Annotated in this window: 10 protein-coding genes and 1 riboswitch; all 10 genes read right to left on the minus strand. The window is 28.2% G+C overall.

Annotation, left to right across the window (positions count from 1 at the left end; genetic code table 11):
• Nucleotides 1-80: 80 nt before the first annotated feature.
• Nucleotides 81-1,577 carry an amino acid permease gene (locus PNO30_RS07790; protein WP_271965043.1) on the minus strand — a complete coding sequence of 499 codons (1,497 nt, stop codon included), beginning with the start codon at nucleotides 1,575-1,577 and terminating at the stop codon, nucleotides 81-83.
• 86 nt (nucleotides 1,578-1,663) lie between these two features.
• A riboswitch (Lysine riboswitch) is annotated at nucleotides 1,664-1,842 on the minus strand.
• Between the two features lie 210 nt (nucleotides 1,843-2,052).
• Nucleotides 2,053-3,996 carry a fructose-1,6-bisphosphatase gene (locus PNO30_RS07795; RefSeq protein WP_271987843.1) on the minus strand — a complete coding sequence of 648 codons (1,944 nt, stop codon included), beginning with the start codon at nucleotides 3,994-3,996 and terminating at the stop codon, nucleotides 2,053-2,055.
• A 175-nt stretch (nucleotides 3,997-4,171) separates the two neighbouring features.
• Entirely contained in the window at nucleotides 4,172-5,335 is a 1,164-nt protein-coding gene (locus PNO30_RS07800) for an ATP-grasp domain-containing protein (protein ID WP_271987846.1), read from the minus strand.
• Nucleotides 5,336-5,356: 21 nt separating this feature from the next.
• Entirely contained in the window at nucleotides 5,357-6,097 is a 741-nt protein-coding gene (locus tag PNO30_RS07805; RefSeq protein WP_048803431.1) for an esterase family protein, read from the minus strand.
• Between the two features lie 32 nt (nucleotides 6,098-6,129).
• Nucleotides 6,130-6,960 carry an alpha/beta hydrolase gene (locus PNO30_RS07810; protein WP_271987850.1) on the minus strand — a complete coding sequence of 277 codons (831 nt, stop codon included), beginning with the start codon at nucleotides 6,958-6,960 and terminating at the stop codon, nucleotides 6,130-6,132.
• Between the two features lie 350 nt (nucleotides 6,961-7,310).
• Nucleotides 7,311-8,477, minus strand: a complete 1,167-nt coding sequence (gene dltD, locus PNO30_RS07815) for a D-alanyl-lipoteichoic acid biosynthesis protein DltD (RefSeq protein ID WP_271987852.1) — start codon at nucleotides 8,475-8,477, stop codon at nucleotides 7,311-7,313.
• A 2-nt stretch (nucleotides 8,478-8,479) separates the two neighbouring features.
• Nucleotides 8,480-8,713, minus strand: a complete 234-nt coding sequence (dltC, locus tag PNO30_RS07820) for a D-alanine--poly(phosphoribitol) ligase subunit DltC (protein WP_003145008.1) — start codon at nucleotides 8,711-8,713, stop codon at nucleotides 8,480-8,482.
• 21 nt (nucleotides 8,714-8,734) lie between these two features.
• Complete coding sequence (dltB, locus tag PNO30_RS07825) at nucleotides 8,735-9,892, minus strand: D-alanyl-lipoteichoic acid biosynthesis protein DltB (RefSeq protein WP_271987855.1); 1,158 nt, start codon at nucleotides 9,890-9,892, stop codon at nucleotides 8,735-8,737.
• A 1-nt stretch (nucleotide 9,893) separates the two neighbouring features.
• Entirely contained in the window at nucleotides 9,894-11,396 is a 1,503-nt protein-coding gene (gene dltA / locus PNO30_RS07830; protein ID WP_271987858.1) for a D-alanine--poly(phosphoribitol) ligase subunit DltA, read from the minus strand.
• A gap of 263 nt (nucleotides 11,397-11,659) precedes the next feature.
• Entirely contained in the window at nucleotides 11,660-15,502 is a 3,843-nt protein-coding gene (locus tag PNO30_RS07835) for a PD-(D/E)XK nuclease family protein (RefSeq protein ID WP_271987861.1), read from the minus strand.
• Between the last annotated feature and the right edge of the window lie 6 nt (nucleotides 15,503-15,508).

The raw sequence follows: 15,508 nt of genomic DNA on the forward strand, positions 1-15,508 counted from the left end.
TTCTCGACAATAAAATTATAATGTATCTTTTTACTTTATAATAAAAAAATTCTAGTTCAACACGAACTAGAACTTTTTTATTATTTAGTATCTACATCTTGAGATAAATCAACTTTATCTAAAGGAATTACTTTTGTTTTATATCTAATTTTGTGGTAAAGATAGAAGAATAAGAAGATTGGAACTCCCATATATGTTGTTAACATTCCACTCCAGTTTACCACACCTTTAGTAATAAGTTCTGTATCTTGTCCAATAATAACGATGATACATAATACTAAAGCGATAATTGGACCTGCTGGGAACCATTTAGCTCTATATTTAAGATCATTTAAATCTTTACCTTGAGTAACATATGCTCTTCTAAATCTATAGTGACTTAGCGCTATACCTAGCCAAGCGATAAATCCAGTTAATCCACTAGCAGCTACGATATAAGTATATGCATTAGCATTTGTAAGTTGGATTAAGAAAATAAAGAATACTACCGCTGCTGTTGCGATTAACGAAATAACTGGCGTTCCGTATTTAGTAACACGACCAAAAATTGGGAATGCTAATTTTTCTTTACTCATCGCATAAAGCATTCTTGTTGATGCATACATTCCTGAGTTACCAGCTGATAAAATTGATGTTAAAATTACTGCATTCATAACACTTGCTGCTAAAGCAAATCCTGCATTTTTGAAGACAATTGTAAATGGTGATTTAGCAATTTCTTCAGAGCTTGCAGCTCCTAATAAATCTGGTGAAGTATAAGGAATTAATAATCCAATAACTAAGATAGCTAGTACGTAGAAGATTAAAATTCTCCAGAATACTTGTTTTACAGCTTTTGGAATACTTTTCTCAGGATTTTCACTTTCACCAGCAGTAATACCGATTAACTCAGTACCTTGGAATGAATATCCAGCAATTAAGAATACTCCAAGTGTAGCAAGGATTTGGCTTGATAATGAAGTATCTTCTCCGATAAATGGTGCATCACCAATTGTTAAGTTTTTGAATCCAATATATTCTCCACCTAAAATACCAAAGATAGTTAAACATCCAACTACTAGGAAGATGATTACTACTACTACTTTGATAAGTGCGAACCAGTATTCACTTTCACCATAAACTTTAACACTAAGTGAGTTTAAAGCGATAATAATAACTAGGAATAATAAACTCCAAGCCCAGTGAGGAAGTACTCGCATAGGCTCCCAGTAACTAATTGCTAATGCAGATAACTCTACGTCAGCTGCTACTGTAATTACCCAGTTAAACCAATAGTTCCATCCTAAAGCAAATCCTAATGATGGATCCACATAACGTGTTGCATATGTACTAAACGATCCTGATGTAGGAAGATATGTTGCCATTTCCCCTAATGATGTCATTAAGAAGTACACCATAAGTCCAATACATAGATAAGCTACTATAGCTCCTCCAGGTCCTGCACTTTGAATTGCTTGACCACTTGTCATGAATAATCCACTACCGATACATCCACCGATAGCAATCATACTAATATGACGTGATCGTAAATTTCTTTTTACTTCTGTTGCATTATTGTTATTGCTGTTGTTTGTCATAATAAAAACCTCCTTGATAAAATAAAAAAGCATAACTTCTACCATATTTGCACGGAGTTATACTTCACATTATCTCTCCAAAACAAGATATTAGTAGCGCAACATAGCCTCACGACTATGACAGTCCTATACTTAGTTCAATATAGGCCCAACAATATTAACATAGGATTAATATCATTTCGGCGACGTTTCCTTTCAAGTAATCTCATCAAGCCCTACACTTTCAACTACCCTACTAATAAAAATCGCAACCTCTACCTCACTTATTTTGTGAGGTACATATTCAATTAACTAAAAAATAGTATAATATAATTTACTTATATTGTCAACAAAAAATTTTATTTTTTTAATATTTCCAATCAAATACATAATATACCTCACTAAAAATAGGAAACTCCCAAAATTTTTTATTAGATATTTTCTAATATTTTTATAAATACAATTAAAAGGAGATTAGAACCTCCTTTTAATTAACTTATCTCTCACAAATCATACCTTGTCTATATTCTTCTAACAAGATTTTTAACAATTCAATTTGTTTAAGTATCTTAACACCACTATCAGTATCAACAACTTTTTTACGACAAAGTTTATCTACAACTCTCTTTGTTGAAATAATATCCGTCTCATTTTTTATCGATTCTTCTTTACTTTTGAATATATCGTGACTCATTATCTGTAATCCATAAGAGTTATAAGTTAGAGTATATCCACCGTGCCCTGTTGTTTTATGGTATGCTCTAGACATTCCACCATCAATAACAATCGTTCTACCATTAGCTTTTATTGGATTTTCTCCTTTTGTTTCTTTAACTGGTGTATGTCCATTTATTATATGCCCCTCACTAGTTAGACCAAACTCATTTAATAACTTAATGCAAAATTCTTCATTATCTCTAAGTTTGTAATAAGCATTTTTCACTTCCTCATGAGTAGCCTTATCCTCGATAAAATATCTCTCGAAAGTTGTCATATCACATTTCCCAAATAGTGGAGAATATTGTCCTTGCCAAAGATAGAAGAATAAACCATTATCTTCTCTACAATCACAATAAAAAATACTACGAATTTTCTTATCAAAAAAGTCTAATAATTTTTTTCCAGAATATTTATGACCTCCATAAGAAAATTCCTGGAAGTTACCTTTCTCGTCAACTGGCATACAACCATGTAACAGAAGGTTTCCATTATAGCAACAATACATGCCACCTTTGTTAATGAATAATTCAACATGTTTTTTTAATTTTTCACTTGTTATGAATGATTCTTTTAATCTATTAATAATCTTCTCTTCTTCGTCAGTTAATAGATATGGATTTTTTTCATCAACCGTTGGAAAATAACATGAAGTTAATGGGTATTCTTTACCATTTATCTTTACTGTTTGTTTTTTGAAGTTTATCTTATCTAGTAATGCACGTCTTTGTAATTTAAATTCTGGATGTTTGTCGATAATTTGTTTTTCTAGTTTAAATTGAATTATCGCCATAGCTTTATGCATTCTTGCTATTTGCATAATTTCATGTTCACTATATTTTAACTCATCATTTTTAGATAGTTTTGGTAAAAACTCTTTACAATTATCATCTTTATAATGTGTTTCACTAAAATTTAATAAATTTCTAAGTGGAATTCCGTATCTATCTTCAATAATGTCCAAATTATCATATCTCGCACATATTCTTATAACATTTGCTAATGATATTCTATCTCCAAGATAAGCCCCTATCCATAGCATATCATGATTTCCCCATTGAATATCAAGCGAATGATAATTCAGCAATCTATCCATAATTTTATCTGGAAACGGACCTCTATCATAAATATCACCTACAATATGTAAATGATCTATGATTAACTTATGAATACTTAATGATAATTCAATAATGAATTTATCACCAGCACCTAATTCAATTATATTTTCAAGAATTCTATCATAGTAGTCATTTTTATCACTACTTTGCATTTTGTAAAGTAATTCTTCAATAATATACTTAAAATCTTTCGGCAAGATTTTTCTTACTTTAGATCTTGTGTACTTCCTTGCGGCTACCTGTGTTACTTCTAATAAACGAAGAAGAATAATTTTTTGAAATTCTTTATAATCACATACATCATATTCTTTTCTTAAAAGATTTAATTTTTCATCTGGATAATAGATTATAGTAGCCAGTAAATTCAAATCTTTTTTAGGTAGTCTGTTTCCAAACACTTCTTTAAGTTTTTCTTTAATAATACCTGAGCCATTTCTCAAAATATGATCAAAGGCCTCGTATTCTCCGTGAATATCACTTAAAAAGTGTTCTGTTCCTTTTGGCAATGTTAATATTGCTTCTAAGTTTATTATCTCCTTTGTAGTTTCATCAATATTTTTAAAATTTTGAGATAATAATTCTAAATGTTCCCTAGATATATTCATGTTGGTCTCCTTTTTTTAACTTTTTTCAGTTAAAGCTTAACATACTTCCAAATATAATTCAAGTATTATTACACGTTATTTCGTAATTTAAAACTTAATAATGTATATTAATAGAATAGTTTTACAAAAAAATAGAAATCAACTTCGAGTTAATTTCTATTTTATATATTTTACTCTATTTTAACTTCCCTACAAATCTTTCCATTTCTTTCATTTCTTCAAGTGTATCAGCTACAAGAACATACATTGTGTTTCCTTGAAGTTCAGCAAAGGCTTCTGGCATTCTTAGAACAGCTTTCAGTTTATCTTGATATTTTTCTCTAATTTCTTCATCAGAGTGTACATAATCTTTATAATCACGACGTGTTGAAGCTAACCCATATTTTTCATCAACATTAAAACCATTAAATGTTCCATTAGCCACCTCAGCATATACTCTGAAATAATCTGTTGAATGTGCAAAGTTATAAACATCTACAGCAAACGCTCCTGCTGGACGGTTATTATACTCTATTGCAATATAATCATCTTTAGTTTTAAAGAATTCAATATGGAAGAAACGTTCTTTCATTCCAAAGGCTTTAACAGAATTTTTACCATACTCTACTAATTTTGGATCTAAATCTTTATCAATGTAATATACCCAATCTAGAGTATTGTTATTCAGTAAATCTAATGGAGTGTGATAGTAAACAATACTTGTATAAAATACGATATTTCCTTTAGCATCTACTAATCCATCAAAAGTTACAATGTCAGAATTATCAACGAAAGGTTCTAAGAAGTAGTGCGTAGTACCATCCCATTCTTTTTTAAAGTTTTCTACATCTTTCTTATCTTTAAGTTTATAAGTTGCAGAAGCTCCTACTCCATTATCAGGCTTAGCAATTAATGGAAGTTTCAATTTTTTTACACCTTTTTCGATGTCTCCTTCTTTTTTCACTAAGAAACCTGGTACAACAGGAACTCCAGCTTTTTCAAAGTATTTTTTCATCTCTGATTTGTGTTTTGTTTTCTTAAGATCGTGTTCTTTTAAACCAAATACATTAAACTGAGTTCGTAAAGCAGCATCAAGTTCCATCCAGTGCTCATTTTGCGATTCTATTCTATCAATATGACCATGTTTGTGATATAAAAACGCCACTGCACGTTTAACTTCATCAGCATCATCTAAGCTATTAACTCTAAAATATTCAGTTAGAGCTTCTTTTAGTCTTTGATCAAGTTGTTCGTACGGTTCTTCTCCAATTCCTAGTACATTTATTCCTTGATTCTTTAATTCTATAGAAAACTTTTGAAAATTGTGTGGGTAATATGGTGATATAACTATATAATTCATAAATACTTTCTCCTCTTATTATTATAAATTTAATTTATCTAAAAAGTATGGCATTTGGATTCTCCACCAAGGCCAGTCGTGTGCAACATCATCGCCCCAAACATCAAACCATGCTGGAATATTTTTTTCTTCAAATGCTTTTTTTAAACTGTAAAATGATGGCAGTCCATCTTGTTCCCATGGCCCTAAACCAGTACAAACAATAATATCTGCATTTCTATAGTGATCTATAAACCATCCATCATTTTGATTCCAAATATTATCACTAGGTGAATTTCTGTAGATTAACTCATCATTACCATATTCACCTACGAAAAATCTAGCATCATAAACTCCACTTAGAGCAATGACTTTTCCAAATACATCTGGATGCTGTAAGAAGATATTAAACGAATGATATCCCCCCATACTACAACCTGTAGCCATCATTTGACCAAACCAACCTGTTTTATGCTTAATAAATGGTATGGCTTCTTCAATTACATACTTTTCATATTGTGTATGTGCTAATGCTCTATCATGACCATTTTTCCAATCACATAGCCATGATTCGCTATCGACACTTGATAATGTGAAAAATTGTACTTTCCCTTCATTGATAAATCTTTCACAAGCATGTATCATACCAAAATCATAATACTCATTGTGTGTTCCCCCAGATGATGGAAAAACAACAATCGGCAATCCTGCATGACCATATCTATTAAGAACCATTTCTCTTCCTAAATTTCCACTATAATGACTTAGATTCTCTATATTCAAATTAAATAACCTCCATTTTCTATAAAATACTTTTACCAGTTTTCACTAATAAACCTTAAACATTCCGGTAAATATTTAGCCCAACATTCTTCACTATGTCCACCATTAGCTACTACATTTAACTTAAGCTCACTAGTTGATAAACCAGCATCAATTAGTTGTCTATAGTAATCTAAACTTGCATCTATATATAGTTGTTTTAAATTACCATTTGCCAATTGTTTATCTGTATCATCACCTTCATTTGTTCCTACTTCAATATATACTCTCTGATCAGAAACTTTATGTTTTGATATATATCTATCAAATTCAGGTTTATTTAACCAGTTTGCTGATGAAAATACTCCTAGACATCCTACTACATCTTTGTGTTCTAATCCTATATATTGTGAAATATTAGCTCCTAAAGAACTACCAATCATCGCTGTGTATTCACGCTGTGGTTTTGTACGATATGTACTATCAATAAATGGTTTAACAACATTTACAAAAAAGTCTGCATACTCAGATCCTAATCCACCTAATGTTAAACCAAAATTTAATATAGGTAAACTTGAGAATTTCCAAGGTGCATATTCATTCATTCTTCCTTCATTATCATTATCAATACCAACTATTATCATTTTTGGCATATCTGGGTTTCTTTTTATCGCCGGAATTACTTTCCATGAGTGTCCACTAAAAGATTCTCCACTATAAAAAACATTTTGACCATCATTCATATAAACTACTGGATAATGTTTATGTTCATCTTGAGCATACCCTTTTGGCAAAAGAACTCTAATACGACGATTTTTCCCCGTATAAGGAACTTTTAACTCATGCTCCTTCATCTCTAAATAAAAATACGCATCTCTATTCATTAATTTTTTCCTTTTAAATTATTATTATAGCTATAATTCTACAATATTTCTCATATAAAATCAATCAATTGAGTGTTATTTTCTGTAATTTTTCTGAAAAATTAATTTTAACATATTATTTTCATAATAAATCATAACAGAATATGCATTTTAAATATAAATTTATTATAAATTGCTAAATAAAACAAAAACGGATTGCATAAAACAACCCGTTATTTTCACCTTAAAATTCACTGTATACATATTCTTGAACATTAGAAAAATCCGTGACAAATGAATATATTATTATTCCCATTATTATAATATAAAAGAAAAATATCCATATCATTAATTTCTGATTTTCATTCATTCTATTTTTTAAGCTTGTAAAGATCTCTTTCAAAATCAATCCATCCTCTCCAACCTAAATGCATTGCATCGTACATATAATATTCCTCATATTCTTTACTAGAATAATCCATTACTTCTATATTATTCTTTTTAGCAATTTCTTTCAAGTTATTATACGCAACCCGTCTTTTTTCACTATCTATTCCTATATAATCACTCCACTTACCATTAGCAGGAAGTATAGCGAATTTCATATTTAGATTCAAGTCTTTAACTATTGATAAAAGTATATCTAAATCATCATATTCCTTAGACTCATCATATTTTGTATTTTTAGAACTATTTTTCAATTGATCATATTTTGTTTTAATATACTTATCATAATAAGTATTATCAATTTGATAATCGTTGTTATTAGTTCTTTCTTTAGCTTGTTCAGTTACCTTTTCATCTAACTCTTTCCAGTTATAATCAGGTGTTTTTTCACCACTTAAGGGATAATTTTCCCTTCCTTTATTTTTGAAAAACTCATACTTATTCCTCAATTTGTAAAAGTAATTATCTAGTTTTAAAAATTCCCCTGTGATAAAGTTCCCTTGTTCCTCTACAAAATATTTTTTATAACTCCTATATTTCTTATTAAGAACTTTATTAGTTGATGAAAGTTCAATTACTCTATTGATAAATTTTTCTTTCGTTTCTTTACTAATTTTATCATTAGCCATAGTGTTATAAACATGCTCACTAGAAATTCTTGATAAAAATGCATCTTTTAAAATACCATTTTTATTATCGAACCACTGAATTGATTGAATCATGACAATTTCATTATTTCTTATATCATTTCCTATAGAACCAATCGTTGCTGCATGTATAATATTTTGAGAATTACCTACTCCTATTTGCATAATGTTAAAATCTTCATAGTTAAAGATTTTCTTTGGATGATAGTCTTCATTTATTGTTGTAGTTAATTCTGATGAACCTAATAATACTAATGTTTTAGGAGTAATATTCTCAAGGATTATATCCTTACTCTTATATTTCTCAAAAGCAGTACTATATCTAACACTATTATCATTTACTTTATAATAGTCTTCTATCTTTTTTATATACGTCTTATTTAAAATTACAAGTGTAATTAATACCAATAGTATTGATATTAAAAATGCTTTTAATCTTATCATCGTTACTTCCTATTTTCTATGTAAGAAATCACTTTATTTGGTGTATCGATTTCTTCGTATGTTACTTCAGTCGGTGCTATACTTAGTCCAAATATTTCTTCAATTTTAACCAACATTTCTACAAAAGCTAATGAGTCCATTAGACCTTCTTCTTTCATATTTATGTCTAAATCTTCTCTTACAACTTCATCTTCACAAATTTCTTCTAACATTTCTAATACTTGTTCTTTTATCACGCTTGTTCTCCTAACTCTATATTATTTTTTTAATACATGGCTTATTAGTTTATATGGTTCTCCTGAAAAGATATATAATCCTATTATTACTAGATTTATCGTTACGAACCAACTAAGAACTTTATACCATGTTTCATTTTTATTCTTCTTGTAAAATTTACTTTTCTTTTGGTAATATTCAAATCCTGCCATTAATAAACCGTGGTAGAATCCATATATTATATAACTTATAGTTAGACCATGCCAGAATCCCATAAGCACCATATTCACCATGTAAGCATACATCGCTGTATTTAGTCTCTTCTTAAATCTTTTCTTCTTTGTTGCTTCCATAAAGACTCTTGAGAATACGAAGTCTCTTAACCATGTTGATAGTGTTATGTGCCATCTATTCCAGAAATCTTTTATGTCTATACTTAAAAATGGTTTATCAAAGTTCATAGGTGTTTTTATCCCTAAGATATTACTACTTCCTACTGCCATTAAACTGTATCCTGCAAAGTCGAAGAATAGATAAAGTGTATATAGATACATGTATTTTATCGAATACATAAAGGCACCGTGGTTTGTTAAACCTACTAGATAATGATAACTCAGTGTTGAGAATACTACTTTATATAGTAACCCCAATATTAATCTATATATTCCTTCTCCTGCTAGTTCTAAGTATTCAGCTCTTGGCATCTTTTCTTTTATATCACTCATGAATCTTCTACTTCTATCTATCGGACCCGAGCTTACTGTTGGGAAGAATAATAGGAATTGTACATATTCTACAGCATTGATTTTTTCTTTTATTAAACCATCTGATATTTCTATCATAATTTGTATTGTCTTAAATGACATATATGATATTCCAATAAAAGCTAATAAATGTAAATGCGTTATCGCAAATATTTTATTTATTACTAGTGGTAATATTGATAACATCACTAATATTTTTAAGGATTTTTTACTTTCTGTTTTTTGTGCTATTAATACCAATATGTATTCATATAGGATAAAACCTATTAGGTACACTATCATTATTGTACTTTTTCCATATATAACTACGGCAAAGATAATCGACAACGCTAAGATGTAATACTCTATTCTTCTACCTAAATAGTTTATTATAAATCCTATAATTAGTGCTATAGCTAAGAAAAAGAAGAATTCTATTCCTTCAAAGTAGCTCATTTTATACTAACTCCTTTAACTTTTTCTTATCTATTTTCCCATTATTGTTTAGTGGCATTTCTTCTAGAAATACTATTTTTTTAGGTATCATATATTCCGGTACTAATTTTTTTAGTTCTTGTTTTATCTGTTTAGTTACTTCGAAGCGTTTTTCTATCTCTTCGTTATATACTATAAATGATATTAGTGATTTTACTTTTCCATCTTCATAACTTGGTACCGTCGCCGCTTGTCGTATTTTTTTGTTTTTAAGTAGATTGTTGTCTATATCTTCAAGTTCTATTCTATGCCCATGAAGTTTTACTTGGAAGTCTATGCGTCCTTCACAAAACAGCATACCATCTTTGAAATATCCTAAATCACCAGTAAGATAACTTCGTTCTTCTTTTCCATCTACTTCTCCTACGCCAAATTTTTCATTTGTTATAGCATCATTTTTGAAATAACCTTTTGCGACAGTATTTCCTGTAATTACTATCTCACCTTTACCTTCTTTATCAGGATCAGCTAAATGTACTTTGGTCCCCCATTTCACTTCTCCAACCGGTAGGTTCTCATAGTATTTTTTATTCACTTCTTTTGTTATTTCTACCCATGTGACCATTACAGTAGATTCTGTTGGTCCATATGTATTTATAACTTGAGCATTTTCAAAGTTTTCATGGATTTTTTCTACTGTTGTACTAAATAGTTTTTCTCCACAAAATACAAATTGTTTTACTTTTGGCATTAAACTTTGATTGAAGTTTTTATCTATAAAACACATTTCTATAAATGATGGTGTTGAAATCCATATTGTAGCATTTGATTTATTTAGTTCTTCAAACATTAATTTGAAGTTTTCTTGATGTTTTTTATCTATTTGTACTAAAGATGCTCCTAAATAAATACTTGGCCACAATGACATTACCGATAGATCAAATGAGAATGGTGGATGTCCTAAAAATACTAGTTCTTCTTTTTCATCATAATATCCTGTATACCAATGTAAGAAATTATTCAAGTTATTGTATGTAATACACACACCTTTTGGCTTTCCTGTACTTCCTGATGTAAATATAATATAGAACAAATCTTCATCTTTTACGTAGTGTTCTTTTGAAATAGTATTTTGAGTACTCGAGATTATTTCTTTAGCTGACTTAACATCTAGCATTTTTCTAGTCAGTTCTATTTTTTCCGTGACAAGTACTAGTTTTGATTCTACTGTTTCTACTATTTCTTCCACTCTGTCTTTAGGTGTGTTTATATCTACTGGGCAAAATGCTCTTCCTGATTTCACACACGCTAAAAAGTACACTAACATAAACGGATGTTTATGCCCATACACTACTATAGGATTTTTATCTTCTCCTAGTTTTTCTTCTAGATAAAACGCAAGTTTATCCGAATATTCTATTAAATTTTTGTATGTTAAATTTTCATCCTGATATATATTATTAATATATACTTCTTTAGAACTATTTTGATACTGTTCTAATTTTTCAAAAAAAGTTAATTTCATATTTATCTTATCCTTGCCTTTATCGTTATTATTTATTATCTAATACAATCTCTTACTTCTACGAAAACATATATGAAAAGAAGCTACTATTTCACTTATACTATTATAATATAAATCTTATCAAATGTAATTAAAATTTAATAAAAAAATAAAAAAAAAATAGAGATAATCCAATTAATGCATGTATTTTAGTAAACATTTTATCGAATTATCTCTAATATAATATTTTTTTCTTTAAAAGATTCTAATAATCGATTAAAAATCTATTCTTTCAACAACTTTTCTTTTAATTCTTTTGGTTTAAGACTAACCTTATTTTTATAATCTAATCTTGTATCGCTATTAGATGCAAATTTAAATAAAGTTTGTTTTTCAGAAAGATACTGATTATCTACTTCATAATTTTTTAGTGAGTAATCAAATGAAAATATCTTCTCTAATAAACACATCACATTGTGAAGATTTTTATTAACCAATCTTTCTAATTCTGGACTAGTATATGCTTTGTGTGCATCTGCTCCATGAATAGCGCCTTTCTTCGTAGTTCTAACATACATAACTTCTGGTGCAATTTCTAAAAAGTCTTCTTTTAATATTAAATCACTATTTGCTAAACCTCTTAACCTATATGTTTTTAAATCCTTTCCTAACTTGGCAATTTCTCTATAAAAAATTCCAAGAATATCCTCAGATTTTTTATCAAACATCAATTCACATGCTAACGAGTATGTTAAAATTTGAGAAATAAATCCTAGTTCTATACTATCTAGTGTAAAATCTGTTTGACTACTCTTATAGTCAATTATAGAAATATTTTTATCCAGAACATCAACCCTATCTATTACACCGACAAATCTAATAGGTGGAATATTATATTGTTGAAGTAACTCTTTCTTATTAATCTCACCAGTTTCAATATTTTCACACGTAATAATATTGTCTTCTATCTCTAAAACAAATGATTTTTCTAAGAATGTCGGCATAAATTTTGTTAAAGCAAAATATTTTATTTCGATTGCTATAGCTATTTCTAACCTTTGAAGCATATTAATTAATAGATATTTATAAGTATTTAATAATTCTATTAATTTTAGAGTTTCTAATATATCTTTATTGTCACTATTATAAACAACTTCTCTTACAATTTCTTTTATTTTAAATCTCCTTGCAATATCTTCATCTTCTTGAATGTCTATATCAATCTTACTTCCACATTCAGCAATAAAATTAACAATTCTTTCATCTGCCATCACTGCATGGAAGAATCTTCCTGAAACAAGATTATCAATATCTATATCTCTTTCTTCTGCTATTCCAAGAACTCGCTTAATAAAGAACTGATATGGATTTCTCTCAAAATCAGAAATTTTAGAAATACTAAACTTAGAGAAAGTCTCTTTTTTTTCTTCTAAAAATTCATTAACTGTTTTTGAATTAAGTTCAAACTTGTAATCTCTAATTATTTTAGCTAAATAATTTTTAATACTATTATCCTTAGAAAAGAATATTCTGTCATTTAACTCATCAAGTACTTCATAGCTTTCAAAATTTTCTGAAGGAAGAGACATTTGATAATTTTCTAAAAATTTAATCATTAACTCTACTAACACTTCTACTTCTTTAGTCTTACTATCTTTTACTTCCATAAATCTTCGATAGACTTTTGAAAACAAGTAATTAAATTCTTTCTCCGAAACAATTTCTGAGAAATTTTCTAAATAATAACTATAATCTGAAATAGAAAATTCTAATATTTTTGAAGTTTGTTTTTCTTCTAATTGTGGAAACAATGATTTTACTGTACTCAAATATGGAGAAGCAAAGTTTTCTTTAAAACTTTTATCCAATAAACTATAACATATAAATGTTTTCTCTTTAGCACGAGTTAAAGCCACATATGCTACAAATTCTTCATCAATAAGAGCCGCTTCTTTAGTTGGAGATAAGAAGATATCCCTTAAAATTAGTTCTTCCTTATCTTTATCGTCTATTAATCCTGTACTCTTCGATACTGGTAATACATCTTTGTTAAATCCAATAACAAAAACAACTTTTTTATTTTCCACCTTAGCTAAATCCATTGTAGACATAATTATAGAATTATTTATCTCAGGTATAGAACGGTACTTAATAGTAGTTAATCCAGCATTAAATAGTGTTACAAACTTTTGATATTCAAACTTATCATTACCAAAATTCTCATTTATATCATTTATATATTCCAAGATTTTTTTATAAACCTGTCTATCGATACTGTCGACTTTCAACTCTTCTATATCATCATATTCCCCATCTTCTTTATCTAGATACATTCTGATTTTACAATAATCAAATACATCAACTAGTTTTTTCACATAACGTTTAACTTGTAGACTATCTTTCATAGATACTTCAGAAACCTTAACAGTGAGTTCTAATAGTACCTCTTTACAAATTCGTAGTTGCTCTGTTGAATATTTAATTGTTTTTTCAACAAAATAATCTTTTAAAATATCATTAGAAGAATTTACCAATTTCTCATTTAGTATATTTTCAACATCATCTACAGAAATTACTCTAACTTTTTCTAACAAATCATTATAACTAAACTTATTAGTTGATGATATAATTAGGTTACTCTTAGAAATTCTTTCTTTGATCGTATCCACGTCTAATTCTGTTATTAACTTTTCCAATTGTTTTTCATTAACGCTTGTATCATCTAATAGTATATAAGAAATAACTTTTTGACGATAAATATTCTCAAAGTTTGTTAACCTAGTTTTTAGTAAGTTTAATAATCTAGTTTTAAAGTTTCCATCATTGAAATTTAGTACTTCCTGAATAAATTTAACTAAACGATGATTACTTGTCTCTATATTTTTATCTAAATGGACCTCTAGATTATAATCTTTAAATATATTTATATAGTTTTCATATGTATTATCACGATAAAGAATTGCTATATCATTATGATCAACACTTTTTTCTTCTTTTAATTTCACTATTTCACGCGCTACTTGTTTAACTTCTAATTCTTTATTCTTAGCACAAATAATTTCAATGCTATCATCAGTCTCATATTGTGCAGTAAAATTTTTATAATATTTCTCAGCAAGAATACTATTAGAAATCCCCGTGAATCGTCCATTTTTATCTTCTAGTATACTATAATTCTCTACTATACTATCCTTTATATCAAATTTTAATACACTAACATCTTTATTTTTGATAAAGGCTACTAATGAAAAATTAACATCTTTGTTGTTTTTCACGATTTCATTCATACTAGCAATAATTTCATGAGACTTTCTGAATATATCTAGTTTATATTTTTCTTTACTAAATAAATCTGAAAGATAAAAACTATTATATTTCATTTTTTCTAATTCATATCCTTGAATCAACTGCAAAAGGTCGAAGTTAAAATATCTATTTGCATCACTAATTACACTTATTATTAATTTTTTAGATTTCTTAGCTAATTTCTCTATATAATTATACTCTTGAGCTGTAAAGTTATAATAAGCATCCACATAAAATATATAATCACTTAAGTCAACATATTCTATATATAATAACAATTCAGTTATATAATCTACTTTATCAAATGTACTTTGTTCTTTTAATAACCTTGTGTATTCTACATATATTTCTAAAATTGCCTCTAGTTTTTCACGATGACTCTTTTCTAGAAGAGTATTTTTTTCTAAATACTCTTCTAAAGTATTTATACTTACAGTATATTCCTTTAACTCATTTATAATCTCTTCTACAACTTCTATAAAACTCACATCTTGTAGAATTCTTTTCACTAAAAAATTCTCACTATTATCTAAGTTTTTTGCAGCTCTATAGAAATAAAATGGTTTAATATTGTCACCTAATCTCTTAAGATTGTCGATTCCTAGTTGTTTAGCTAACCTTCTAGTTAAACTTGAGAAATTCATAACATCAATATTAAACGTTCCTCCGAATTTATCACATAAGATTTTTTCGAAATTAAAACTGTTCTGTTCCGGAGTCAATACTATTATTTTATTGTCTTTTCTATTTAAATCTATATCCTCTAATATATAGTTAGTTTTTCCAACACCACTTGGTCCTACTAATAATTCTAAATTCATCGTTTC

This window comes from Gemella haemolysans, from assembly GCF_028308085.1.
Lineage (GTDB): Bacteria > Bacillota > Bacilli > Staphylococcales > Gemellaceae > Gemella > Gemella haemolysans_D.

What these genes read in the sequence shown, in the direction of transcription:
- dltA (WP_271987858.1), bottom strand. Translation starts at nt 11,396, where the DNA reads ATGAAATTAACTTTTTTTGAAAAATTAGAACAGTATCAAAATAGTTCT.
- PNO30_RS07835 (WP_271987861.1), bottom strand. Translation starts at nt 15,502, where the DNA reads ATGAATTTAGAATTATTAGTAGGACCAAGTGGTGTTGGAAAAACTAAC.
- PNO30_RS07790 (WP_271965043.1), bottom strand. Translation starts at nt 1,577, where the DNA reads ATGACAAACAACAGCAATAACAATAATGCAACAGAAGTAAAAAGAAAT.
- dltD (WP_271987852.1), bottom strand. Translation starts at nt 8,477, where the DNA reads ATGATAAGATTAAAAGCATTTTTAATATCAATACTATTGGTATTAATT.
- PNO30_RS07810 (WP_271987850.1), bottom strand. Translation starts at nt 6,960, where the DNA reads ATGAATAGAGATGCGTATTTTTATTTAGAGATGAAGGAGCATGAGTTA.
- PNO30_RS07795 (WP_271987843.1), bottom strand. Translation starts at nt 3,996, where the DNA reads ATGAATATATCTAGGGAACATTTAGAATTATTATCTCAAAATTTTAAA.
- PNO30_RS07800 (WP_271987846.1), bottom strand. Translation starts at nt 5,335, where the DNA reads ATGAATTATATAGTTATATCACCATATTACCCACACAATTTTCAAAAG.
- dltB (WP_271987855.1), bottom strand. Translation starts at nt 9,892, where the DNA reads ATGAGCTACTTTGAAGGAATAGAATTCTTCTTTTTCTTAGCTATAGCA.